Origin of the sequence: Thermoactinomyces sp. CICC 10521, from assembly GCF_016055135.1 — a bacterium.
GTDB classification, from domain to species: Bacteria; Bacillota; Bacilli; order Thermoactinomycetales; family Thermoactinomycetaceae; genus Thermoactinomyces_A; species Thermoactinomyces_A daqus.
The window spans coordinates 55,778-80,056 of the sequence record NZ_JAECVZ010000011.1; the positions used below are offsets into that span (position 1 = coordinate 55,778).

Below are 24,279 nucleotides of genomic sequence, written 5' to 3' on the forward strand. Positions count from 1 at the left end.
GGATCGGGTTTTTTCTTAACCGTTGTTGTTTTTTATGCCGCCGTTGCCAAAGGTAAATCCTTCCCCCAGAACATCCCGGGCATCATGGACAACCACAAAGGCTTGCGGATCGATTTTGTCGACAATCTGCTTTAATTTGGGAAGTTCATTCGGGGCGACGACGACATACAAAACCTCCCGGGTTTTGCCGGTATAACCGCCGCGGCCTTCGAGGATCGTAACTCCGCGGTTCATTTTTTTGGTGATAAACCCGGCCAATTCCTGGGGTTTGTTGGAGATGATGGTGGCCGCTTTTGAGGCGCTCAAGCCTTCGATGACAAAGTCGATCACACGGGCGCTGATAAACACCGCGACCAGGGTGTACATCGCTTTTTCCCGACCGATGATGAAGATGGAGATAAAAATGACGGTAAAGTCAAACAGGAACATGGTGCGGCCGACACTCCATCCCAGATACTTGTTGCCGAGCCGGGCGATGATATCCGCCCCGCCGGTGGTACCGCCAATCCGGAAGATCAGCCCCAGCCCGATTCCCGACAAAACTCCGGTATAAAGGGCGCACAGAAGTGTATCATGCGGCGGGGGACCCCAGATTTTCGGGAGATCCGTCGTCACTTCCAACATCAAGGAGACAGCCGCAATGCCGATGATCGTATAGATAAAGGTCTGTTTGCCAAACACTTTATAACCGATGAGCAAGAGGGGAATATTGAGGACGAAAATGACGATTCCGGGTGACCAACGGAACAAATAATAGGTGAGCAGGCCGATTCCCGTAAAACCACCTTCGGATAAATGGCTGGGAATGGTAAAGTAATTGATGGCGAATGAAAAGATGAGCGAACCGAGAAAAATGAGCAAAACGTTTCTGAAATGGTAAGTCAGCTTGTGTTTCATGGTTGACCCGCCCTTAACTGGAATCATGATTCTGCTATATTATACATTTCCAAAAATGCTTCATCAATGCACGATTTGGCATGATCCCGGGTGAAAGCATTGAGTTTATCCGAGGACTTCGGTAACATGATAGAATCGGGAGGGTGATGGCCGATGGAGAGTAAAACGCTGAAAGAAGTTCAGCAAGAAGTACATGAATATATCAGTCAGTTTAAAGAGGGATATTTCAAACCTCTGTCGATGTTGGCACGTATGACCGAAGAAGTGGGGGAATTGGCCCGGGAGGTAAACCACCTTTACGGGGAAAAGCCAAAAAAACCGGGGGAAGAGGAAAATACGATTGCCAATGAATTGGGAGATATCATCTTTATTGTGACCTGTTTTGCCAATTCGCTTGGAATTGATCTGGAACAGGCTTTTAATGAAGTGATGGAAAAATATCGGGTTCGCGATGCCAATCGGTGGACGCGGATCGAAGAATAACAGCATGAAGAGAGGTTCAGACATCATGGGAATTCGAGTCATCGTTGCGGGCGCAAATGGCCGGATGGGCCGGGAAGTCGTAAAAATGCTGTCCCAGCATGAGCATTTGCAACTGGTTGGTGCCGTATCCCGTTCCGAAGCGGGAAAAGATGTGGGGGAAACATTGGGGCTGGGCCGCTATGGCCTTTCGTTTACCTCTTCTGTTGCTGAGGTGCTGAATCAGACGAAAGCGGATGTGCTCGTTGATTTCACCACTCCCCATGTGGTGGCGGAGAATATGGAGCTGGCCATTCAGGCGGGTGTCCGTCCTGTCGTGGGCACTAGCGGCCTGCCGGAAAAAGAAATAGAGCGCCTGTCGTCCCTGTGCCAAAACAAGGGGATCGGTGCGATTATTGCTCCCAACTTTGCGATTGGTGCAGTTTTGATGATGATTTTCGCCAAGCAGGCGGCCAAATACATGCCGCATGTGGAGATTATCGAATCGCACCATGACCGCAAACTGGATGCCCCGTCGGGAACGGCCGTGAAAACGGCGGAGATGATTGTGCAGACGCGGGAAGAGATGAAGCAGGGACATCCGGAGGAAAAAGAGATCCTTGACGGAGCCCGCGGTGCATATTATCAGGGATTCCGCATTCACAGCGTCCGCCTGCCCGGCTTGGTCGCCCACCAAGAAGTGCTGTTCGGAGGAAACGGGCAATTGCTCACCCTGCGCCATGATTCATTAAACCGCGAATCCTTCATGCCGGGGGTTAAGCTGGCGATAGAAAAAGTGATCGAACTGGACAAGCTGGTTTATGGACTGGAAAATATTCTGGACTGATAAAGGAGAATAGCCGTGGTTGATTTTCCGCGATTTCCGATTCTGTGGGGAGAAACGCCGCTGATGCCTCTCCCCCGCTTTGCCCGGGCGATCGGGGCGAAAAGCGTTTGGATAAAACGGGATGATCTCACCGGCTTCGCCTTTGGCGGCAACAAGTTGCGGAAGCTGGAGTTTTTGCTTGGCGAAGCGTTGGAGCAGGGATGCGATCTGATCATTACCGGGGGCAGCCTGCAATCCAACCATGCCCGGCTGACTATTGCCGCGGCCAATCGGGCAGGGCTGGACACCTGGCTTTGTTTTGCCGGAAGCCGATGGGGAAGCATTCAAGGGAATTTGCTGCTTGATCATCTGCTCGGAGCCACCTGCTTTTTAACCGGGGCGTACGGCTCGGAAGGACTGCTTCAGGCGATGGAAGAAAAGGCGGAAGAAGCGAGAGAACAAGGGAGAAAGCCTTATGTGATCCCTGTCGGCGGATCGACGGCAGTGGGGGATTACGGCTATGTCCTGGCATGGGACGAGCTTGAGCGTCAACGCAAGCAACAAAACCTGCCGCCGTTTGATGAAATCTATTTGCCGGCAGGAACCGGGGGAACGCTTGCCGGTCTTGCCTGCGGACAGGAACGTGATCCGGCCGGAACCCTTCTGGTGGGAATCAGCGTTTGGCTGTCAAAGGAGAAAGCTGAACAGGAAGTCAGGCACCTGGGTGACAATCTGATGCGGGAAATCGGGGAAGCAGGTGAGTTTTCCCTTCAGTCGGTTCGGATTTTGGATGACTATATCGGACGAAAATATGGAGTCCCTTCAGAGGAGGGAAATGAAGCGATACGCCTTCTGGCACAAACGGAGGGGGTGTGTCTCGACCCGGTCTATACGGGTAAAGCATTGGCAGGATTGATTGACCAGGTAAAAAACGGAGACGCCTCGGATAAAAATTTGTTGTTCTGGCATACAGGCGGCACACCCGCTCTCTTTACGCACGCATCTTCTTTGCAGGGGGGAAGATCAGTTGAACATCGCCCTGATTGCCCATGATAAGAAAAAAGAAGATATGATCCGGTTTTGCATCGCTTATGAAACGTTTTTGAAGCCGCACCGGCTGTATGCGACAGGCACCACCGGAACGAAGATTATGGAAGCGACGGAACTGAAAGTGCATCGTTTTTTGTCCGGTCCCCTGGGCGGTGATCAGCAGATCGGGGCGTTGGTGGCGCAAAATGAGATGGATTTTATTGTTTTTTTTCGCGACCCATTGACAGCGCAGCCGCATGAACCGGATATCCTGGCGCTTTTGCGATTGGCCGATGTTCATGACATTCCTGTCGCGACCAATCTGGCGACGGCGGAAATCATGATTCGGGCGATTGAACAAGGGGAATTAAACTGGCGCAACTACGTGAGAAAGAATCAGAGTTGATGAAGAAAAGAGGAGTCGAAATGAACGAGAGCATAGATATCTTGGCATTTGGAGCTCATCCGGATGATGCGGAGATCGGGATTGGTGGAATCCTGGCCAAGCACGCGGAAAACGGGTTTTCGGTGGCAGTTTGCCATCTGACCGAGGCGGAGCTTTCTTCCAACGGCACAGTGGAAAGACGGCGGGAAGAAGCGAAAGCTGCAGCGGAGATTCTGGGGATTACCCGGTCGATCCAGTTGGGTTTTCCCGATCGGGGCCTCCGTGGAAGTGAGGAGCAGATTTTAAAAATGACCCAGGTGATCCGGCAATTAAAGCCCCGGGTGGTCCTGGCTCCGTACTGGGAAGACCGGCATCCCGATCATGTCGCTTGCAGCCGGATGGTGAAAGAGGCGGTTTTTGATGCGGCCATTCGGATGAAACAGACACCGGGTGGAGAATCGGCTCACCGGGTTGACCAGGTTTTTTATTATTTTATCAACAATGTACATAAGGCTGATCTGATTGTTGATGTAACCGATGTTTACGAACGCAAACAGCAAGCGCTTTTGGCTTATAAAAGCCAGTTTGACCCCAATGAGGGTGAGGTGAAGACACCGCTGAACAGCCCTACTTATCTGGCCATGATCCGCGGCCGCGATCAGTTGTGGGGACATCAGATCGGCGCATTGTATGGGGAAGCATTGGTGAGTGCCGGCCCGCTCAAACAAACATTGTTGATTCCTCAGGAAAAATGATGAAGGAGGGGGGGGCCCCATGCGTATTGGAATTACTTGTTATCCTTCCCACGGCGGTTCCGGAGTGGTCGCTACGGAGCTGGGAAAATTGCTGGCCGAAAGGGGACATGATATCCACTTTATCACGTATGACATGCCGTTCCGGTTGGGAAAGTTCATGCAGAATATCCGATATCACGGCGTAGAAGCAAACCGCTATGCGGTGTTTAAATATCCTCCTTATGATTTGGCACTTGCCAGCCGGATGGCACAAGTGGCGAAAACATACGAGCTTGATTTGTTGCACGTCCATTATGCGGTTCCCCATGCCATTGCGGCCGTATTGGCCAAGCAGATGGTGGGAGAGCATCTCAAAGTTGTGACGACATTGCATGGTACGGATATTACCGTCCTGGGAGAAGATCCCTCTCTCAGGGATGTGATTTGTTTCGGCATCAATAAAAGTGATGCGGTGACGGCGGTATCGCAAAGTTTGGTCAAACAGACTTATGAGCTGTTTTGTTCCGACCGGCCCATCGATTGCATATACAATTTTGTCGATACCCGGATTTACTATCCGCGCGATGTCGCTCATATTTGCGAAAAGTACGGGGCACCGCACGAAAAAATCTTGCTCCATATTTCCAACTTTCGCCCCGTTAAGCGCCCTCTCGATGTCATAGAGGTGTTTTACAAGGTGCAGCAAGTGATTCCCGCACGGCTGCTGTTGGTCGGAGAAGGACCCGAATTGCCGAAAGTGATTCAAAAAGTGGAGGATCTCGGGCTGACGGATCGTGTCATCTTTCTGGGGAAACAGGATGAAGTGGCCGCATTGATTTCATTGGCGGATTTGCTGTTGCTTCCGTCGGAGAAAGAAAGCTTTGGCCTGGTTGCACTGGAAGCGATGGCCTGCGGTGTCCCGACGGTCGCATCCAACGCGGGCGGGATTCCCGAAGTGGTGGAACATGAAGTGACCGGTTTTCTGGCTGATCCGGGGGACACCGACAGCATGTCGCGTTTTGCCATCAGGCTGCTTCGCGATGAACGGTTGTATCAATCGTTTTCGGAAGCGGGCCTGGCCCGGGTGCGGGAGAAATTTTGCGGTTTGAAGATCGTTGAGCAATATGAACAGATTTATTACCGCCTCCTGGAGAAATAAGCGGGAGGATCGAGGATGGACACAAGAAAAGCGGCAGCGTTAAGCGTGATGGAACAATTGGAGAAATCCGGATTTCAGGCATACCTGGTGGGCGGATGCGTAAGGGATGAAATGCTGGGTATTTCCCCGCAGGATTATGATATTGCGACCGATGCCGTTCCCGATCAGGTGCAAAACCTGTTTCCGCGAACCATTCCCACCGGTTTGAAACATGGAACGGTCACCGTGGTTGAACAGGGAATCCCGCTGGAAGTCACCACGTTCCGGATTGAAGAAGCATACCTGGATCGGCGGCGCCCCAGCCAGGTGCGTTTCGTTTCCTCGTTGAAACAAGATTTGGCCCGTCGCGATTTTACCATAAACGCGATGGCGAAAAACCGTCGGGGACAGGTGATTGATTATTTTTCCGGAAAAGAAGATCTCCTGGCCGGAAGGATCCGCACCGTGGGCAATCCGCGTGATCGCTTTCGGGAAGATGCGCTGCGCATGCTTCGGGCCGTGCGGTTTGTCGCGCAATTCGGGTTTGCGTTGGAAGAGGAAACCCGGCGGGCGCTGATCGCGTTACGGTCGGAGTGCTTTCATCTCTCAGTGGAACGCGTGGTGCAGGAACTGGAGAAGATGTGGAAAGCCGTCTCTCCTTCCGCCGGGGTAAGAGAATTGTTTTCGACTGACCTGCTTCGCGCTTTGCCCCCGTTTTGCCGGTGGGATCTGCAATCTTTCCCGCCGGATCAAGCGGCATCTTTTGACCAAACATCCGATCGGATCGTTCGCTGGGCTTATCTTCTTTGGTTGTGCCAAACAGATGAAGCCTGCTTGGGAAGACGGCTGAAAGCGTTGAAGTTGTCCGCCCGTGATCAGAAACAGATATCGGTTTGTTTCAGGTTGATGTTGGCGGGAGAATGGACGGCAACCGATCCGGTCTATTGGAAACGGCAGCTTCTGCGCCATGGGCTGGATTCCGTCCGACGATCCGGCCAATTGAGGAGACTCGTCGGGAAAATCATGGACAAAGATCTGACAGAGACCAGGTTTCAGGACTGGTGGAACGAAATGCCGGTGAAGGAGCGAAGGGAGTTGGACTTGGGCGGGGAGGAGCTCATTCGTTATTCGGGGAAAAAGGCGGGGCCATGGGTCGGACAGGTGTTAAACAATCTTTATGAACAGGTGGCACTTGGCTTGTTGCCAAATGATAAAAATGCTTTGCTGGAGGAAGGGTACAAAATTGGAAAAGTCGATTCGCAATGAATTGATTTCACTGTTGATCAACAATTACGATCAATTTATCTCGGGTGAGGAGATCAGCCGCCGGGTGGGTTGCAGCCGTGCGGCCATCTGGAAGCATATTGAGGAGCTCAGGCATGAAGGGTATGAGATTGAAGCCCGCCCGCGCAGCGGTTACCGGCTCATTTACCGACCGGATCGGATTGCGCCGGAAGAGATCCTGCCTTATTTGCATACGGATCGATTCGGCCGGGAAATGCGCTATGAGCCGACCACTCCTTCCACGCAAGTCATCGCTCATCAATGGGCGCGCGAAGGGGCGCCGGAAGGAGCGCTCGTGATCGCCGAAGAGCAAAAACAAGGAAGGGGGAGATTGGGACGGACCTGGCACTCCCCCCCGCAGACAGGAATTTGGATGAGCTTGATTTTGCGCCCGCCCATTCCCTTGACGGATGCTTCCCATCTCACCCTGCTCGCTTCCGTCGGAGTACGGGAAGGGATGTACCGCGTCACCGGCCTGCCGATCCGCATTAAGTGGCCCAACGATTTGCTGATTGACGGGAAAAAGGTGTGCGGGATCTTGACCGAACTCAGGGGAGAGCAGGACAGGATTCACTATGTGATTTTGGGAATCGGCATCAATGTGAACGCTGATGTGAATCAGTGGCCGGACGACATTAAGGATGTTGCCACATCCCTGGCGAAAGAAAAGGGAACAAAAATACACCGTCCTCCGTTGGTCGCTGCCATTTTGGAGGAATTGGAGCAAATTTATGACCGCTATTTGCGCGAAGGATTTTCCTTTATTCGGGAGAAATGGGAAGAAACAGCCGGAATGCTGGGCCAAACCATCACCGCCAGAACGACACAGGGATCCGTAACCGGCGTCGCGATGCGGTTAAATGAACAAGGAGCTTTACTGATCCGCACCGCTACGGGAATCACGCCCGTTTACTCAGCAGAGGTCGAATGGGACGCAGGAGGGAATCGTTCGTAAAAAGAAGCTGGGAGCGATGCCACTCCAGAAAGAAAGTATCGGCAAGCGGACAGGGGACGCCACCGCCCTGCCAACAACGCATGTTCACATGAAAAAAGAGCCCTTAGGGATGATCTCCAGGGCTCTTTTTTTCATTCTGCTTGCATCTTTTCCGGACATAAGGCGTACCGCTTCTTTACTTCCAAATACGAATATAAAGATTAATATTATGAATGATTTGATTTTTTATTATAATTATAGCATATAAAGATTGTGACTGTCCGAAACAGGGGGGCAACCAATTATTCACTTCAACAAGGTTAAAAAATGAAAGATGATTTGCTTGCTCTGTTGAGGGATATCAAAAAATTCATCGATTCTTTAACAGAAAAATGGTGTGTTTCTCAAAATGGGTCAGACGGGGGGATTCATGGTGCTGAATGCCCGGATGATCGGGATTTTGCGGGAGCTGATGGCGGCCAAGACAGCTTTAACCAGCGAATATTTGGCCAATGTGATTCAAGTTACCTCCAGGACCATTCGAAATGACATGAAGGAATTGGATGCTTTACTGACCGAAAACGGTGCTGCGATCCGGGCTGTAAGAGGGACCGGATATGAATTGATCATTCATGATCATGAGCTTTTTCGGACACTTCTCAAAGAGATTTTTCAGACTGATTCGCCGAAAAGCAAAGGGATTCCGACTCTGCCGGAAGAGAGGGCCGACTATTTAATCAAACGGCTTCTTCTCTCTGAAGGGTATGTCAAACTCGAAGATTTGGCAGAGGAATTATACATCAGCAAATCAACTATCCAAAATGATCTGCGTACCGTAAAAAAACGATTGAAAGCGTATGGGCTCGAATTGGAAAAGCGGCCTAATTATGGATTGAAATTAAAAGGGGATGAGATGAAATGGCGTTTTTGCATGTCCGAATATCTCTTTAACCGAAAAGAAACGGAACGGAGTCTGATTCAGGACGGTGTTCCGCTTCTCCCTGAAGAAGAGATGAAAGTGATTCAAACCATTACGCTGGAACAGATAAAGGAAGAAGAAATTACCCTTTCGGACATTGGCTTGAACAATCTTATCATTCATATTGCGATCGCATGTAAGCGGATACAAAGCGGGAACTATGTATCTTGGTACAAAGAAGAATTAAAGGACATCATTAAGCAAAAAGAATTTGAGGTGGCAACCAATATATTGAAAAAAATCGGGGAGAGATTGAAAATAAAATTTCCATTTGCGGAGATTGCGTATGTTGCCATTCATTTACTGGGAACCAAAATTACCGTAGACCCTGCTCTCTGCGAAACCGAAGTCCAGACGTTTATTGATCCGGACATCTATGCTTTAACAATGGAGATTCTGGAAACCATTGAGAATAAACTCAGGCTGGGAATTCAGCATGATAAGGAACTTGTCGTTGGAATCAGTCTTCATTTAAAACCCGCGATAAACCGCTATCGGTTTCGAATGAACATACGAAACCCAATGCTTGAGACCATTAAATCAAATTATACGATCGCCTTTGAGGCAGCGATTCTTGCAGGGATGGTTCTAAAAGAGAAAATGGGCATCGAAATTGATGAAAATGAAATGGGATACCTTGCTCTTCATATCGCTGCAGCAATGGAAAGAAGCAGGATGAATGATCAGCGCAAAAAGCGCTGCATGATTGTATGTGCCTCAGGCGTTGGCAGTGCCCGGCTCTTATACTACAAATTGCGCTCCAGGTTTGGTTCCAGACTTGAGATCCTGGGAACGACCGAATATTACAAACTGGATCAAATCCCTATGCAATCTCTTGATTTTCTCATCAGCACCGTTCCGATCCCTCATCCTTTGCCGATCCCGGTAATTGAGGTGAATACGATTCTCGAAGGGATGGATCTGGAAAAAATTGAACGGGCCATCTTTGAAAATGCGGGGCGAATATTGGAATATGCCAGAGAAGAATTGGTATTTCTTCAGCAGACGTTTAAATCAAGAGAAGAAGTGTTGCATTTTTTGGGGGATCAATTGCAACAGGCAGGCCTTGTCGATGAAACGTTTTTGGCTTCCGTTTTCGAGAGGGAAGCCTTATCCCCGACATCTTTCGGCAATCTCGTAGCGATCCCACATCCCATCGTACCGCAAACAGAAACTACGTTTTGGGCGGTATGTACCTTGCAAAAGCCGATCGAGTGGGGGGATAAGCGTGTCCAATTTGTTTGTTTATTAAGTGTGAAAAAAAACAGCAGGGAAGATTTACAAAAAATGTATGATCTGCTGGGCAAGGTTGTAAACGATGGCCAAATGGTTCAACAGCTACTTAAATGCAAAACCTACCGGGAGTTTGTTGATGTACTGTTCAAGCAATCCTGACGCAAATCCTGGCACCTCTTGCTGTCGCTCCTTACAGGGCTGAACAAGCGGGAGGTTTTTATTTGGGTCGAATAAAAAACATTTTCCCTATAATGCATTTTTTAAAATGTTGGACAAACATTTTCCGTTGCTTAACGGAAAAAGGATGCGTGTAAATGTAAGTATTTTTAAAATACAATCAAACTGTAAACATCGTTTTTGATCTTTTGCTGGGTTGGATTTGGCATAACAGAGGAGATTTTGCGTTTTGGTTTCCAACCGTCCTGATCTGTCCGATCAATAAGGAGGGGTTATGAATGAATATTTTGTTATGTTGTTCAGCGGGGATGTCAACAAGTCTGTTGGTAACAAAAATGCTCAAAAGCGCAGAGGAACAAGGGATTGAATGCAAAATTTGGGCTGTTCCGGCTGATGCAGTACGCAATCACATTGATGAGGCAGATGTGTTGCTCCTGGGGCCTCAAGTTCGATACCTGCTTAAGCAATTGAAAAAATTGGGGGAAGAAAAAGGGATTCCGGTTGATGTTATCAACACCGTCCATTATGGCACATGTAATGGTGCGGAAGTGCTGAAATTCGCACAACAGTTGCTTGCAAACAGGAGGTGAATTTATGGGAAAATTAAATGATTTTTTGGAAAACAGCGTGATGCCGCTTGCCGGGCGGATCGCTGCTCAACGCCACTTGCAGGCTTTGCGGGATGGAATCGTCTTAACCATGCCTTTGATTATTATCGGCTCCGTTTTTTTGATTTTATCCAACCTACCGATTCCGGGATATGATGCTTTTATGGCTGAACACTTCGGTGGACAGTGGGCTGAGAAGTTGTCTTATCCGGTCGGGGTTACTTTTGATATTATGGCGCTCATTGCCGCTTTTGGAATCGCCTATCGGCTCGCTGAAAAATATGCGGTTGATGCGTTATCGGCCGGCGTCATTTCCGTTGCCGCCTTCTTATTGGCAACCCCATTTAAAGTGCCATTTACTCCTCAAGGGGCAAAAGAAGCGATTCTCGTCGATGGCGGGATTCCGACATCACTGTTGGGAAGCAAAGGATTGTTCGTGGCGATGCTGGTTGCCATCCTGTCCACCGAAATTTATCGTTGGATTATTCAAAAGGAGATTTTCATTAAACTGCCCGATGGAGTCCCGCCTTCTGTGAGCAAGTCATTTGTTGCCCTTATTCCGGGCTTTGCAGTGATTACGGTGATCTGGCTGGCCCGCTTGCTCGTCGAACAGACCCATTTCGAAAGTTTGCATAATATCGTGGGAGATTTGTTAGGAAAGCCTCTCGGGATTTTGGGGGGCAGTCTGGGAGGAAGCCTTGTTGCCGAACTGATAAAACTGTTGCTCTGGGTTTGCGGGCTGCATGGAGCTAGTATCGTAGGAGGCGTGATGGCTCCGATCTGGTACGGGGCCATGGATGCCAACCGGGTGGCTTTTCAGCATCATGAGGCATTACCCAACATTTTTACCCAGCAATTTTTTGATAACTTTATCAATGTTGGCGGGAGCGGGGCAACATTTGCCCTGGCACTGGCCATGCTGCTGCGTTCGAGAAGCAAGCAAATGAAACAGTTGGGGCGCTTGGCGATCGGCCCGGCCATCTTTAACATCAATGAACCAATCATCTTCGGGATGCCGATTGTATTGAACCCGGCGATGTTGATTCCGTTTATTGTTGCACCCATTCTTACCGTCATATCCACATATATTGGAATGAAGACCGGATTGGTGGCCAGACCTGCCGGGATCGCGGTTCCCTGGACAATGCCCCCCATCATTTCCGGATATCTGGCCACGGGTGGAAAAATATCCGGTGCCGTCATGCAGTTGGTCAATATCGTGATTACCTTTTGTGTGTATTACCCATTTTTCAGAATGTGGGATAAGCAAAAACGATTGGAAGAAGAGGGGGATGAAACGGCCAACTCTCAGGAGGAAAAGGTGGTTTAGGTCCGGGACAATGTCTGACGTGCTTTTTGTTCAAACTCAAAGGGGAATCGGAGAATGGAAAATGCAGAGAAAGTGATCTTTCAGATCATCATTCATGGGGGAAACGGGAGAAGCTGTGCGATGGAAGCCATAGCAGCAGCGAAACAGGGCAGATTTTCCGAGGCGAGGGAAAAATTGCAACAGGCCGGTGAAGAGCTGAATCAGGCTCATCACATACAAACATCCCTGATTCAAGAGGAGGTGAAAGGAGTAAAGAGGGAAATTTCGTTGTTAATGGTTCATGCGCAGGATCATTTGATGAATGCCATTACGGTGAAAGACTTGGCAACCGAATTGGTCGATCTGTATGAATATTTGAAAATATGATGGGTGATGGAGGTAGATGATCATGAGCAACGGGCTGAAAATCGTTACCATTGGCGGAGGATCAAGCTATACACCTGAACTGGTGGAAGGATTTATCAAGAGATATGATAAACTCCCGGTTAAAGACCTGTGGTTGGTGGATATTCCGGAAGGAAAGGAAAAATTGAATATCGTCGGAGGCCTGGCCAAGCGTATGGTGGATAAAGCCGGGATTCCCATGCAGATTCATCTCAGTTTGGATCGGCGTGAAGCGATGAAAGATGCCGATTTTGTCACTACCCAGTTCCGTGTTGGATTGCTGGATGCGAGAGCTTTGGATGAAAGAATTCCCTTGAAATACGGGGTGATCGGTCAGGAAACCAACGGTCCGGGTGGTTTATTTAAAGGATTGAGAACCATCCCTGTCATCCTGGACATTTGCAAAGATATGGAAGAGTTGTGTCCCGATGCCTGGCTGATCAACTTTACTAATCCGGCCGGTATGGTGACGGAGGCTGTTCTTCGTTACAGCAACATTAAAAAAGTGGTCGGTCTTTGCAACGTACCTGTCGGAATGAAAATGAGCGTCGCCGAAATGCTCGGTGTGGAGGGAGAACGTGTTCACATTGATTTTGCAGGTTTAAATCATATGGTTTTCGGATTGGATGTATATATGGACGGCAAAAAGGTGACCGAACAGGTAATCGATCTGCTGACCGGCGGAGAGCAGTCCGGCATGACGATGAAAAATATTAAGGATTTGGGCTGGGAGAAAGAATTTATTCAAGCTTTGGGAATCCTTCCCTGTCCATATCACCGTTACTATTATCAAACGAGCAAAATGCTTGAGCAGGAATTGGAGGCCGCAAGAACGGTGGGAACCCGGGCGGAAGTCGTCAAGAAGATCGAAGCCGAACTTTTTGAGCTGTACCAGGACCCCGAATTGGACATTAAACCGCCTCAGCTGGAACAGCGCGGAGGTGCTTATTACAGTGATGCAGCCTGCAACTTGATTGATTCGATTTACAATGACAAACGCGACATTCAGCCCGTCAATGTGAAGAATAACGGAGCGATCGCAAGTATTCCCGCCGAATCCGCCGTGGAAATCAACTGCGTTATCACCAAAGAAGGTCCTGTGCCCATTGCGATGGGAGATCTTCCCGTCGCTGTCAGGGGTCTCGTCCAACAAATCAAATCGTTTGAACGGGTGGCGGCAGAAGCTGCTGTCACAGGAGATTACAAAACGGCCTTGCTGGCGATGACGATAAACCCGTTGGTTCCGTCTGATTCTGTCGCCAAACAGATTTTGGATGAGATGCTGGAGGCACATAAAAAATATTTACCGCAATTTTTTAAAGATGCGTCGAAAGATGCGTCTCCATTGCAGAATTGAATTTGCAAAATGTACCGACGGGGACAGAAAACCGGGCGTTATACGGTCAGCAATGTGTCAGTCATGGAGAGATTTCCGGCACAGCTCCGGGGAGGAATCGTATTGGCCGGAAGAAAGAATGAGAGAGGGGATGAGTGCCCCTCTCTCATTTTGCTGTACGGCGATCGGGTCAATTTTCCTGATCGGATAGATATACCCGATGATCCGCGAAGAATCCGGAGAGATCACGTCCGCTTGTCTGCTCCATGATCCGGATGAAATCCGCAGTCGTTGTCACCCCGAACTTTTTCTCTTTGAAATAAGCCTGCATGGAGCGGTAGAATTGTTCATCGCCCAGTTCTTTTCGCAGGTCATTTAACGTGCGGGCCCCGTAGGAGTAAATCATGTAATAATAAGCATCCACTCCTTCATCCCCTCGGGCCGTGAAATCGGAAACTTTGGATGACAGGTGATAGGAAGGATCTTCCAAAGGTTCTGCGGTCAGGCTGTCCAAGGTTCCGTCGTACAAAGCGGCCGAGAATGTGGCAAACGACTCGTCCAGCCAAGGTTCATCATATTCGTTATCGCCGATGATCCCGTAGAACCATTGATGGCCGTTTTCATGAGCGACCACCGATTTCACCCTGTCCACGGTGCTGTTGTCCGTAATGGAAATCATCACAAGCTGTGGATATTCCATCCCTCCGAACCAGCCTTCCATACTGACTACATCCAGTTCCGGCCACGGGTATTTCCCGAATTTTTCGCTGTAGAGTTTGAGGCTGTCAATGCCTGATTCCAACATCGCATCGGCAAATTTGGCCTGTTTGTCCGTGAAGTACACGTTTACTTTGGTATTTCCGGCCATCCCTGACTTGACATGATAGGTTGGGTCCATTTCCATCGCAAAATCGCGGACATTTTTGGCCACATAATGGTGGACAGCCTGGTTTCCGACGATTTTCGGCCGGCCTTTTTCCGTCCCTGTGGCAGCGATCACCTGTGACTTGTCGGTGGTTACAGTCACATCAAAATCACCGGTCAAAGAATAGAAACTTTCACCATATGGGAAATAGGGATCGACATTCCACCCTTCATCGTCATAAACAGCGAGGATCGGAAACCAGTTGCCAAGGGAGACGGTGGTCCCGGACCAGCCGAAACGATCCTGTCCTTCCGGAACAGAGACTGTAAAATCCATTTCAACGGAAGCTTTTTTGTTTGCTTTCAAAGAAAACCCCTGCAGATGTAAGGAGGTATCTCTTACCTCGTACCTGGCTTTTTTGCCGTTCACTTTCACATTTTGAACATCGATGCCACCGCCGTTTTCTTTAAAAACTGCGGCATTTCCCCAGAGGTTGAAATACAGCTCGGTCAGATCTTGTTTGAGATTGTTGGTAAATTGGACTTTCATGGTTCCGTTGATTTGATGTGCCTTTGAATCATAATTGACATTCATCTCGTAGCGTGGATGAATTGGGCCCAATACGCCTTTTTTCTCAGGCTTTTTGGTGGTTGCCGGGTCCTTTGCTTGCAGCAGGGATTGCGACAGCGGCTGATTCGGCGTTTGATAAGCTCCCGGCACCCGGTTTGGCACAACTGATTCGGCATGGGCAAAAGTCGGACTTACAGCGGTTCCAAGCAAAATCGTCAGCACACTCGCCCATTGCACAGATCGGCGAATCGATTTTTTCCAGCTCATAACCCGCCTCCTGATGTAAGTTTTCTTTAATTATTTTGACATAAAATAAAATTTTCCTTTCGAAATAATTATAAATTTTATAATATATCTGTATTAATTTCTGTAACAATGCTGAGTTTTCAGGAATCGCTGTTTAAATACTCCACCGATGCAAAAATTTTACGGATAACTTGTTGACTTATCACGCACAATCCCGTACCTGCCGATGCATTTTCAAAGAAAAAATCCTCGCTCTTTAGCGGAGGAAATTGCAATTTGCCTTGTTTTTCGTTAATTTATAAGTGGGGAGAGGCGGCATCCGGAGAGGAGCTGCACTTCATCTCCTTGCGTACATTTTTTTATCTGTATGGATCTGCTTCGAGCCGTTGGGACGGAGACAGAGGGAACCCGATTTAGCAACCTCACGTCTGTTTTGGTCCCGTGAATGCCAAAACGGGCGTTTTCTTTTTCTTCTCCCAAGGGCCCTGAGAAAAGGGAGGATACCTGCATGAGCGATAAGCCAAAAAAAGTGACGACCAGAGCGCTCGTGAAGATGAAGCGCGAGAAAGAGCCGATTGCCATGATTACGGCCTATGATTATCCTTCGGCCAAACTTGCCGAACAAGCCGGGGCTGACGTGATTTTGGTCGGAGATTCCCTGGGGATGGTCGTGTTGGGATATGATTCGACCATTCCGGTCACCCTCGCCGATATGTTACACCATACAAAAGCCGTGACGCGAGCGACAAAACGGACGATGGTGATTGCCGATCTCCCGTTTGCCTTGGCCCATCTGTCCAAAGATGAGGTAATCAAAGCTGCGGCCAAATTAATGCAAGAAGGCGGGGCTTATGGTGTCAAAATGGAAGGCGGCTCTGAGATTTTGGAGAATGTGCGGGCGTTGACGGCAGCAGGCATTCCGGTGATGGGGCATTTGGGCTTAACCCCGCAGACGGTCAACCAGTTGGGAGGATATGTGATTCAAGGAAAAACGCTGCAAGCCGCCGAGCAGCTTGTCGAGGAAGCCAAGCGGCTGGAAGAGGCGGGGGCATTTGCGCTGGTGCTCGAATGTGTGCCGGAAGAGCTCGGGCAATGCATCACGGAACAATTATCCATTCCGACCATCGGAATTGGAGCCGGCCGCTACTGCGACGGTCAGGTTCTTGTCTGGCATGATGTCCTTGCTATGTCCGGCGATTGGCATCCATCCTTCGTAAAAGTGTATCAGCAAACCGGGCAATTGATGCTCAAAGGGGTCAGCGATTATGTTCATGAGGTAAAAACCCGCCGTTTCCCCGAAGAGAAGCATGCGACGCATCTGGGGGCGGAGTTGGCTGGACAATTGTATGGCAATCAAAAAGGAGTTTATGGCAAATGAAAATCGTAGAAACAGCTGCAGAATTACGACAGTACTTGAAGCCGCTCAGAATCAATAGGGAAATCGGTTTCGTTCCGACCATGGGCTATTTGCATGAAGGGCATCTCAGTCTTGTGCGACGGGCAAAGCAGGAGTGCCAAACGGTCGTAATGTCGATCTTTGTCAATCCTTTACAATTCGGACCCGGTGAAGATTTTGACCGGTATCCGCGCGATCTGGAACGCGATGCCGCATTGGCCCGCCAGGCGGGGGTTGATGTTCTCTTTTATCCCTCGGTAGATGAAATGTATGGGGAGGGAACCCTGACTACCGTTCAGGTAAGGAAAGTGAGTGAACCGCTGTGCGGTGCTTCCCGACCGGGCCATTTTGACGGGGTGGCAACCGTCGTGGCCAAATTGTTCAATATCGTCGGGCCGGATCGCGCCTATTTCGGGTTAAAAGATGCCCAACAAGTGGCCGTGATTGAACGAATGGTGCAAGATTTGCACTTTCCGGTCACCATCGTTCCATGCCCGATTGTGCGCGAAGCGGATGGCTTGGCGCTCAGTTCGCGCAATGTTTATTTGTCTGAGACGGAAAGAGAACAGGCGCTGATTCTGAGCCGGTCCCTGCGTGAAGCGGAGGAGAAATTGAAACACGGGGAACTGGAACACGCGGAAGAGATTAAGGAATACGTACGCCGGCGCATTTCCACCATGCCGCTGGCGGAGATCGATTATGTCGAAGCCTTAACCTACCCGGATCTGGAACCTTTTTTCCGCTGGGAAGGGCAGCGCGTGATCGTGGCCGTGGCGGTGAAGTTTGGGGCGACGCGATTGATCGATAACTTGTTGATTGGTGGCAGGGAGGATTAAGATGATGTTGCGTACGTTGATGAAGGCAAAAATCCACCGGGCGACGGTAACAGAAGCCAATCTCAATTATGTCGGAAGCATTACGATTGATGAGGAGATTTTGGAACGAGTGGATATTTTGCCGAACGAGAAAGTGCAGGTCGTCAATAACAACAACGGTGAACGGCTGGAAACATACGTCATTCCCGGGGAGCGCGGCAGCGGAGTGATTTGTTTGAACGGTGCGGCCGCGCGGCTGGTGCAGCCGGGTGATGTGGTGATTATCATGTCCTATGCCATGATGGATGAGCAGACGGCACGCACCCACAAGCCGAAAATCGCTTTGCTGGATGAGCAAAACCGGATTGTGGAAATGCTTGGCGAAGAAGTTCACGGGGCGATCCTCTGAGAGTCGTTCCCGTGAAGTTTAATAGAAGCGACCGATGGACACCGGAACCATCGGCCGCTTTTTTATTTTTTGCATGGAAACCGTGCCGCAGAGATACGCTATGACATAGGGAATATCCGGCTGGAGGGAAGAACGATGTTTCACCAACAATGGCAAGATTTAGTGCACAATGCTTTGGAAGAGATCAAGTTAAAGTATCCAAACTGTTCATTGGCCGAAAAAACGAAATGGCGGCAGAGGTTTTTACAAATCAAACAATCTTGTGATCAACTGCTGGAAACATGGGCGCTTGTTGAGGAGGAGATCAGACAACTGCTGCATGACCACCCTGATCTGGGGAGTGACGAAACAGAGATTGATGAAGAGATTTGGCTCGATGAATCCGCTGTTCGCCAATTTCGCCAGGGGCAGGGTTACTACGGCCTGACGATGTACGCGAAAGCCAAGCGGTTGTTTCAGGAAGTGATCGAACTCGAACCTGATTTCCTTTTAGGCCGGCTTTATCTGGGGCTTACCCATTTTCAGGAGGAGAATTTGGATGAAGCGCGCCGTCAGTTTGAATTGGTGGCCAAAACCGCTGCGCATGAGACATTTATCGGGTTTGCCAGGCACATGCTGGGCTGCATTTTGGTGAAAGAAGGAAATGATCGTCAGGCGATTCGCGAATTTTCCAAGGTGGTTTCCATGCTTCCGGATCACGCGGATGCCTGGTTTAATCTTGGAGCCTGTCATTACCGGCTTGAGGAATACCATGAAGCGATCCCTTATTTTTATCATGCTCTGTCGCTCAATGAGGATGATTGGGAATCGATGTATTATTTATCCAGCTGTTACCGCCACCATCAGGAGTGGGGGAGTGTTTCCTTCTGGCGGCTGGCTTCCTATGAAAAAGCGAAACTTCCCCGAATCATGGAATCGATCGCCCATGATTATGAGGAGATGGGGCAGCCGGCCCAGGCGATGGAGTGGTATAAAAGGTTATTGTCATCCGACCCGAAAAAACCGGAAGCCTATTACGGGATTGCTTGGAATTTGTGGACGCTTAAACGGGAAAGCGAATCCCTGTTATGGTTAAAAAAAGGGTTGAGTTTGTTCCCGGACCATCCGGATCTGCTTTTTGCCTATGTATGGATCTCCATCAGCCAGGGAGAGTTGAAGCAGGCGAGATCGGCGGTGAGCCGTTTGCCGGCAAAGGTGGCGGAACAGCCCAAGTGGTTGGCGGTTCGTTCCCATCTGTCGACACATACCGGTGACTTCCGGCAAGCCGCCAGCATCGCAGACCAGCTGATTACGCATGAACAAACGGCTCTGCAAGCGATGGGCTATTATCAGAAAGGGCGGGCGACACTGGAGATGGGACATTCCGGCGAAGCGATCAGCCATTTTAAAACGGCACAGAAGCTTGCTCCGAACTGGAAAGATCCCCTCTTTTATGAAGGAGTATGCCACTTGATGGAGGGAAGGCCTGATTTGACTCGATCTTGTTGGGGGCAGCTGATTTCCAAAAGCTGAGGTGATAAACGATGCACACGATATGGAAAGGATCGATCAGTTTTGGCCTGGTGAATATTCCGGTGAAGATGTATGCGGCGACGGAGGACAAGGATATTCGCTTTCGCTATTTGCATAAAGAGTGCCAGACGCCGGTCAAGATGGTGCGCACCTGTCCGCACTGCAAGCGGGAAGTTTCGTGGGATGAAGTTGTCAAAGGGGTGGAGTATTCCAAAGGGAAATATGTCATCCTGGAAGATGATGACTTGAAGGCGCTGGCGCCCGATGCCAACCGGGCCATTGAGATTATCGATTTTGTGGAGTTAAAAGAGATTGACCCGATTTATTTTGCCAAATCGTACTATCTCGGAGCGCAGGATGAAAATAACCGGGCATATGCCCTTCTCAGGCAGGCTTTAAAGGAGTCAGGCAAAATCGGGGTGGCCAAAGTGACAATTCGCTCGAAACAATCGATGGCTGTCATTCGCGTTTACGGGGAGAGCCTGGTGATGGAAACCATTTTTTATCCGGATGAAGTGCGTGATTATAAGCAAATCCCTTACATTCCGGCTGAAAGCGAGCTGCCGGAAAAGGAATTGAAGATGGCTGTACAATTGATCGAGCAACTGTCTACGCCATTTGATCCCGAAAAATACAAAGACGATTACCGGACCGCGCTGGAGGAAATGATCGAAAAGAAAATCGGGGAGGAGGATACAGTGGAAGCGCCGGCCGGAAGACCGGAGAAAGTGGTCGATTTGATGGAAGCGCTGCAAGCCAGTCTGGCTGCCGCTTCGGGGAAAGGAAAAGGAAAGAGAAAGGGAACCCGGGCGAAAAAGAAGGCGACCTCCTGAATTACTTGGCCGGTTGCCAGTAACGAAGATAGGTGTCGTTATTCGTCGGGCTTTTATAAAGCAAGTGTCCGTTTTTTCTGTCATAGTGACATTCAAATTGGCGGTAGTGTTCGACAATCCAGTATCCTTTGCCGGTATCTGAGGCAGCGGGAACTTTGCGCGACCCGATTTTTTCCATTTCGTAACTGATCGTGATCGCCTGTTTTGACGCCGGGGCAAGTGACGGAACCGCTTCCTGAATGATAACGGATTTTTTGCCGATGACAAGAGCAAGCAGCATCAAATTGATTGCCACAACCGTGCCGAAGATGATTGGCCTGAAAGAAATCCGTTTATCCATTTCCATTCCTCCAATATCCGGTATGGTTCATTTTATGCGGAAAAAAAGAGGTTAGTCCAAAAAGGTGAGAAATGCCAAGCTCCCCGACGAAGAGGGGAACTTGGCATTTGCCGGAAATCGGAGGGGAAACGATGAGATTTCCCTGATACGTCCCGCTGTGAGAGGTACTCATTGCGGATGGGGGATATGGTCAGCGGTGGCCGTTCAGTGTAATGGTCCGCTGCTCCTGGGCACTTTGCATCGCATATTCGATCATGCGAATCACATCGCGTGCTTCCTCTGCCGCCACGGGCGGTTTTGTGCCGTTGCGGACGGCTTCGGCCAATTGTTCATAAAAGGAAACATAACGCCCGGGTATGGTTTGGATTCGTCCTTTTGTCTGAAGAGAGCCGATTGTTGTGTGAATCTGCCCGTAAAATTTCGCTTCATCTTCACCAAAACCGGGTTCATCCGGCAGCAAACCGGCTTTAAGCTGCTCTTCCTGCGGGTCGAGCCCGTATTTTATGAAACTTCCTTTGTCCCCGTGCAGGATAAACCGGGGTCCCGCTTCGCGAACGAGAGAACCGGAGTGCAAAATGACGCGCAGTTCGGGATATCCCAGCACCAGATGAAAATAATCGACAGACTCCGTTCCTTCCCGCTCAGCACGTAAATCGGCCCAAATCGTTTGCGGTTTTCCAAACAAGAGAAGGGCCTGGTCAATGAGATGTGAGCCCAGGTCATATAGCACACCGGATCCGGGCAGGTTTTGCTCTTTCCAGCGACGGCGGACGGTCGGGCGATAGCGGTCGTAATGGGATTCAAAAGTGGACAAACGACCGAGTAATTGTTGATCGAGGATTTTTTTGATGGTCAGGAAATCGTTATCCCAGCGGCGATTATGGTAGACGGTCAGGATCACGCCCTTTTCTTCGGCTAACTGAATAAGTTGGTCCGCTTCACTTGATGTGACGGTAAACGGTTTTTCGACCACGACGTGTTTGCCCGCTTCAATCGCCTTCTTCGCGTAATCAAAGTGAGTGAGATTGGGGCTGGAGATAACCACGATGTCAATCTCTTTCATCTTCAAAAGTGCTTCTGTATCCGGAACGACTTTTACATCGGGATAACGCGCGTGCACCTTGGCGGGATCGGAAGAAACGACGGCTGCCAATTCGAGATTTTCCACGTGTCCGATTAACGGGGCGTGAAAGGTGGAGCCGGATAAACCAAAGCCGATCAGTCCGACACGAATTTGCATCAGATGTTCCTCCGTTTCTGTATAAGTGTTAACTGTTTTCAAAAAAGAAAAAGCCGATGATGGCCAGCACGAGAAGGCCACCCAAAAAACCGAGGACCAGCAGGCCAAGTCCCTCGACGAGAAAAAGGTGACCAGGGGAAAGGACCAGTACGATCAATCCAAGTATGAGCAACCAGAAAGCGGTTTTCAAGGTTACTTTTAACAGTTTCCAGATGAGAAAGGCCAAGACAATGCCAACCATGATTTTGATAAGCATAAAAGATACCTTCCTCCGCAACAAATGACAATTACCCTTTAATTTAAGACTAAGATTTATTTTAAGTCAAATGAAAATCCATAAGAAAAAGGCGAACATCTCGTTCGCCTCAACGTCCTTTGAAGGAAGGAGCGCGTTTGCTGAAGAAGGCGGCCACTCCTTCAATGGCATCTTCCGTTTGCGCCACTTTCAGCATATTTTCCTTTTCGATCTCAAGCCCTTGCTTCAGTAATACTTCCTCTCCGCGAATCGTGGAATCCAAGATTGCTTTGAGCGCAATCGGGGGGCCGGCTGCCAACTGTTTGGCCTGAGAGAAAGCTTCCTCGTAAACCCGTTCTGCCGGCACCACCCGGTTGATCAACCCGTACTCTGCCGCCATTTGTGCGGAAATCCTCCGTCCGCTCAGCAAGAGTTCCAAAGCACGCCGTCGTCCGATCAAGCGGGGAAGGCGCTGGGTTCCCCCATAGCCCGGGATCAGGCCCAGGCGGACTTCGGGCAATCCCAGTTCGGCCGTGTCGGCGGCGATGGCCAAATGACAGGCCATTTGCAATTCATTTCCGCCGCCCAAGGCATTGCCGTTGATGCAAGCGATGACCGGTTTGGGGAACCGTTCGATCCGATGAAACAGCTCATGGGCGCGGCGCAGCGTTTCTGCTGCGGTTTCCGGATGCCCGATGTCACCGAACTCGGAAATATCCGCGCCGGCGGAAAACATCTTGTTTCCGGCGCCGGTTATGATGAGACATCCGACCGATTCATCCGTTTCCATCCGGTTCAAGATTTCTTCCAATTCCCTTAATGTTTCCCGGTTTAAGGTGTTCATCGGGGGACGGTTTATTTTCAGGGTGCAGACGCGATCCTTAATCTGAACCAGCCAATTTTTGTTCCCCATCATTCGCCCTCCCGCTCGATGATGATCGCGGACGCCATGCCAAAGCCGATGCACATGGCAATCAGGCCGAAGCGTTTTTCCTGCCGTTCCAGCTCGTTCAGCAACGTTGCGACGATTCGGGCTCCGCTGGCTCCAAGCGGATGGCCCAGGGCGATTGCACCGCCGTTGGGATTAATTTTATGGGATGGAACCCCCAATTCGCGCTGCCAGGCCAGAACCACGGAAGCAAATGCTTCATTCACTTCAAACAGGTCAATATCATCCAGGGTTAACCCCGCCCGTTTCAGCACTTTTTGTGTGGCCGGAATAATGCCGGTTAACATGATTTCCGGGTCTACACCGGCAATGGCGGTGGCTCGGACTTTTGCCCGGGGTTTCAATCCCAGCTCTTCCGCTTTTCTCCGCGAGGCGAGCAAAACGGCGGCAACGCCGTCACTGATTTGGCTCGAATTGCCCGCAGTGATTTTCCCGTCGGGGAGAAAGGAGGGAGGCAGGGATAACAAGGCTTCAAGATTCGTGTCCGGTCTTGGCGTTTCATCAGTCTGAAGCTGTATGGTTTCTCCGGAGGGGGTTTGTGCCTTTACCGGAATAATTTCATTTTGAAAACGGTTTTCGGACTGGGCTTTCAGCGCTTTTTGATGGCTGCTGAGGGAAAACTGATCGAGTTCTTCCCGGGAGAGCTGCCATTTTTCCGCGATCAGTTCAGCTGAGATGCCTTGCGGGACAATGTTGAAACGGTTTAACAGTTGGTCGCTGAAGCTGCCTCCGTCGCTGCCCATCGGAACCCGGTTCATGCTTTCGACACCGGCGGCAATGACGCAATCGGACATACCGGCCATAATCGCATGGGCCCCCTGAGCCAATGTTTCCAGGCTGGAGGCACACATGCGGTTGACGCTCACTCCGCATACTTCCACGGGAAATCCGGCAATCAGGCCGGCCAGCCGACCGATGTTATACCCTTGTTCACCTGTTTGTGTCACACAGCCCATTTTGATATCCTCAATTTCCGCAGGATCGAGTTGATTTCGTTCAACCAGTTTTTGAAGCAGGAAGGCGGCCAGCTCGTCCGGCCTTATTCCGGAGAGGGAACCTTTCTTGCGTCCGATCGGCGTCCGGGCGGCATCAATGATAACCGCATCCTGTTCGTTCATCGGCTTCCCTCCCTT

At 49.9% G+C, this 24,279-nt stretch carries 25 protein-coding genes; 18 read left to right on the top strand and 7 right to left on the bottom strand.

Annotated elements, in window-relative coordinates; genetic code table 11:
- Nucleotides 1–15: 15 nt before the first annotated feature.
- Entirely contained in the window at nt 16–897 is an 882-nt protein-coding gene (locus I8U17_RS09650) for a YitT family protein (protein ID WP_198054927.1), read from the bottom strand.
- 153 nt (nt 898–1,050) lie between these two features.
- Between I8U17_RS09650 and I8U17_RS09655 the strand changes: the two genes are divergently transcribed.
- From I8U17_RS09655 to I8U17_RS09715, 13 genes are all read left to right on the top strand, one after another.
- Nucleotides 1,051–1,380, top strand: a complete 330-nt coding sequence (locus tag I8U17_RS09655) for a nucleotide pyrophosphohydrolase (protein WP_033101407.1) — start codon at nt 1,051–1,053, stop codon at nt 1,378–1,380.
- Between the two features lie 25 nt (nt 1,381–1,405).
- Nucleotides 1,406–2,203 carry a 4-hydroxy-tetrahydrodipicolinate reductase gene (dapB, locus tag I8U17_RS09660; protein ID WP_033101406.1) on the top strand — a complete coding sequence of 266 codons (798 nt, stop codon included), beginning with the start codon at nt 1,406–1,408 and terminating at the stop codon, nt 2,201–2,203.
- 15 nt (nt 2,204–2,218) lie between these two features.
- Nucleotides 2,219–3,235, top strand: a complete 1,017-nt coding sequence (locus I8U17_RS09665; protein ID WP_198054926.1) for a 1-aminocyclopropane-1-carboxylate deaminase/D-cysteine desulfhydrase — start codon at nt 2,219–2,221, stop codon at nt 3,233–3,235.
- Nucleotides 3,210–3,617 (top strand): methylglyoxal synthase, encoded by a 408-nt coding sequence (locus tag I8U17_RS09670; RefSeq protein WP_033101405.1) that lies wholly within the window; start codon nt 3,210–3,212, stop codon nt 3,615–3,617. The genes I8U17_RS09665 and I8U17_RS09670 overlap by 26 nt, the downstream gene beginning before the upstream one ends.
- Nucleotides 3,618–3,637: 20 nt before the next feature.
- The gene (gene bshB1 / locus I8U17_RS09675) at nt 3,638–4,351 is read left to right on the top strand and encodes a bacillithiol biosynthesis deacetylase BshB1 (protein ID WP_198059334.1); all 714 of its coding nucleotides are present in this window, start codon (nt 3,638–3,640) and stop codon (nt 4,349–4,351) included.
- Between the two features lie 19 nt (nt 4,352–4,370).
- Nucleotides 4,371–5,489: an N-acetyl-alpha-D-glucosaminyl L-malate synthase BshA gene (gene bshA / locus I8U17_RS09680; protein ID WP_198054924.1), complete on the top strand. Its 1,119-nt coding sequence runs from the start codon at nt 4,371–4,373 to the stop codon at nt 5,487–5,489.
- Between the two features lie 15 nt (nt 5,490–5,504).
- Entirely contained in the window at nt 5,505–6,734 is a 1,230-nt protein-coding gene (locus I8U17_RS09685; RefSeq protein WP_198054923.1) for a CCA tRNA nucleotidyltransferase, read from the top strand.
- The gene (locus tag I8U17_RS09690) at nt 6,712–7,707 is read left to right on the top strand and encodes a biotin--[acetyl-CoA-carboxylase] ligase (protein WP_232331007.1); all 996 of its coding nucleotides are present in this window, start codon (nt 6,712–6,714) and stop codon (nt 7,705–7,707) included. Before I8U17_RS09685 ends, I8U17_RS09690 begins: the two co-directional genes overlap by 23 nt.
- A 412-nt stretch (nt 7,708–8,119) precedes the next feature.
- Nucleotides 8,120–10,060 carry a BglG family transcription antiterminator gene (locus I8U17_RS09695; protein WP_198055129.1) on the top strand — a complete coding sequence of 647 codons (1,941 nt, stop codon included), beginning with the start codon at nt 8,120–8,122 and terminating at the stop codon, nt 10,058–10,060.
- Between the two features lie 296 nt (nt 10,061–10,356).
- Nucleotides 10,357–10,668 carry a PTS sugar transporter subunit IIB gene (locus I8U17_RS09700; RefSeq protein WP_198054921.1) on the top strand — a complete coding sequence of 104 codons (312 nt, stop codon included), beginning with the start codon at nt 10,357–10,359 and terminating at the stop codon, nt 10,666–10,668.
- 4 nt (nt 10,669–10,672) lie between these two features.
- Complete coding sequence (gene celB, locus I8U17_RS09705; RefSeq protein ID WP_198054920.1) at nt 10,673–12,016, top strand: PTS cellobiose transporter subunit IIC; 1,344 nt, start codon at nt 10,673–10,675, stop codon at nt 12,014–12,016.
- 54 nt (nt 12,017–12,070) lie between these two features.
- Entirely contained in the window at nt 12,071–12,382 is a 312-nt protein-coding gene (locus I8U17_RS09710; RefSeq protein ID WP_033101399.1) for a PTS sugar transporter subunit IIA, read from the top strand.
- Nucleotides 12,383–12,404: 22 nt separating this feature from the next.
- Nucleotides 12,405–13,757, top strand: coding sequence for a 6-phospho-beta-glucosidase (locus I8U17_RS09715; protein ID WP_198054919.1), 1,353 nt, complete (start codon nt 12,405–12,407; stop codon nt 13,755–13,757).
- 169 nt (nt 13,758–13,926) lie between these two features.
- On the opposite strand, the gene I8U17_RS09720 is transcribed toward I8U17_RS09715, so the two are convergent.
- A complete protein-coding gene (locus I8U17_RS09720) occupies nt 13,927–15,438 on the bottom strand; it encodes a M1 family metallopeptidase (protein WP_198054918.1) in 1,512 nt (503 codons plus the stop codon).
- A gap of 487 nt (nt 15,439–15,925) precedes the next feature.
- Between I8U17_RS09720 and panB the strand changes: the two genes are divergently transcribed.
- The 5 genes from panB (at nt 15,926) to ku (ending at nt 20,382) form a co-directional block, all read left to right on the top strand.
- On the top strand, nt 15,926–16,795 hold the full coding sequence (panB, locus tag I8U17_RS09725) for a 3-methyl-2-oxobutanoate hydroxymethyltransferase (RefSeq protein ID WP_198054917.1): 870 nt from the start codon (nt 15,926–15,928) through the stop codon (nt 16,793–16,795).
- Complete coding sequence (gene panC / locus I8U17_RS09730; protein ID WP_033101395.1) at nt 16,792–17,649, top strand: pantoate--beta-alanine ligase; 858 nt, start codon at nt 16,792–16,794, stop codon at nt 17,647–17,649. The genes panB and panC overlap by 4 nt, the downstream gene beginning before the upstream one ends.
- Before the next feature lie 4 nt (nt 17,650–17,653).
- On the top strand, nt 17,654–18,037 hold the full coding sequence (gene panD / locus I8U17_RS09735; RefSeq protein WP_033101480.1) for an aspartate 1-decarboxylase: 384 nt from the start codon (nt 17,654–17,656) through the stop codon (nt 18,035–18,037).
- A 135-nt stretch (nt 18,038–18,172) separates the two neighbouring features.
- Entirely contained in the window at nt 18,173–19,549 is a 1,377-nt protein-coding gene (locus I8U17_RS09740) for a tetratricopeptide repeat protein (RefSeq protein WP_033101394.1), read from the top strand.
- Between the two features lie 11 nt (nt 19,550–19,560).
- The gene (ku, locus tag I8U17_RS09745) at nt 19,561–20,382 is read left to right on the top strand and encodes a non-homologous end joining protein Ku (RefSeq protein WP_033101393.1); all 822 of its coding nucleotides are present in this window, start codon (nt 19,561–19,563) and stop codon (nt 20,380–20,382) included.
- Nucleotide 20,383: 1 nt separating this feature from the next.
- Here the strand turns inward: ku and I8U17_RS09750 are convergent, their stop codons facing one another.
- From I8U17_RS09750 to I8U17_RS09770, 5 genes are all read right to left on the bottom strand, one after another.
- The gene (locus I8U17_RS09750; RefSeq protein ID WP_033101392.1) at nt 20,384–20,722 is read right to left on the bottom strand and encodes a hypothetical protein; all 339 of its coding nucleotides are present in this window, start codon (nt 20,720–20,722) and stop codon (nt 20,384–20,386) included.
- A 190-nt stretch (nt 20,723–20,912) separates the two neighbouring features.
- A complete protein-coding gene (locus I8U17_RS09755; RefSeq protein ID WP_198059335.1) occupies nt 20,913–21,962 on the bottom strand; it encodes an oxidoreductase in 1,050 nt (349 codons plus the stop codon).
- A 28-nt stretch (nt 21,963–21,990) separates the two neighbouring features.
- A complete protein-coding gene (locus I8U17_RS09760) occupies nt 21,991–22,218 on the bottom strand; it encodes a hypothetical protein (protein WP_033101390.1) in 228 nt (75 codons plus the stop codon).
- Nucleotides 22,219–22,327: 109 nt separating this feature from the next.
- Nucleotides 22,328–23,110: an enoyl-CoA hydratase/isomerase family protein gene (locus tag I8U17_RS09765; protein ID WP_255517776.1), complete on the bottom strand. Its 783-nt coding sequence runs from the start codon at nt 23,108–23,110 to the stop codon at nt 22,328–22,330.
- Complete coding sequence (locus I8U17_RS09770) at nt 23,110–24,264, bottom strand: thiolase family protein (protein WP_033101535.1); 1,155 nt, start codon at nt 24,262–24,264, stop codon at nt 23,110–23,112. The genes I8U17_RS09765 and I8U17_RS09770 overlap by 1 nt, the downstream gene beginning before the upstream one ends.
- Nucleotides 24,265–24,279 lie beyond the last annotated feature (15 nt).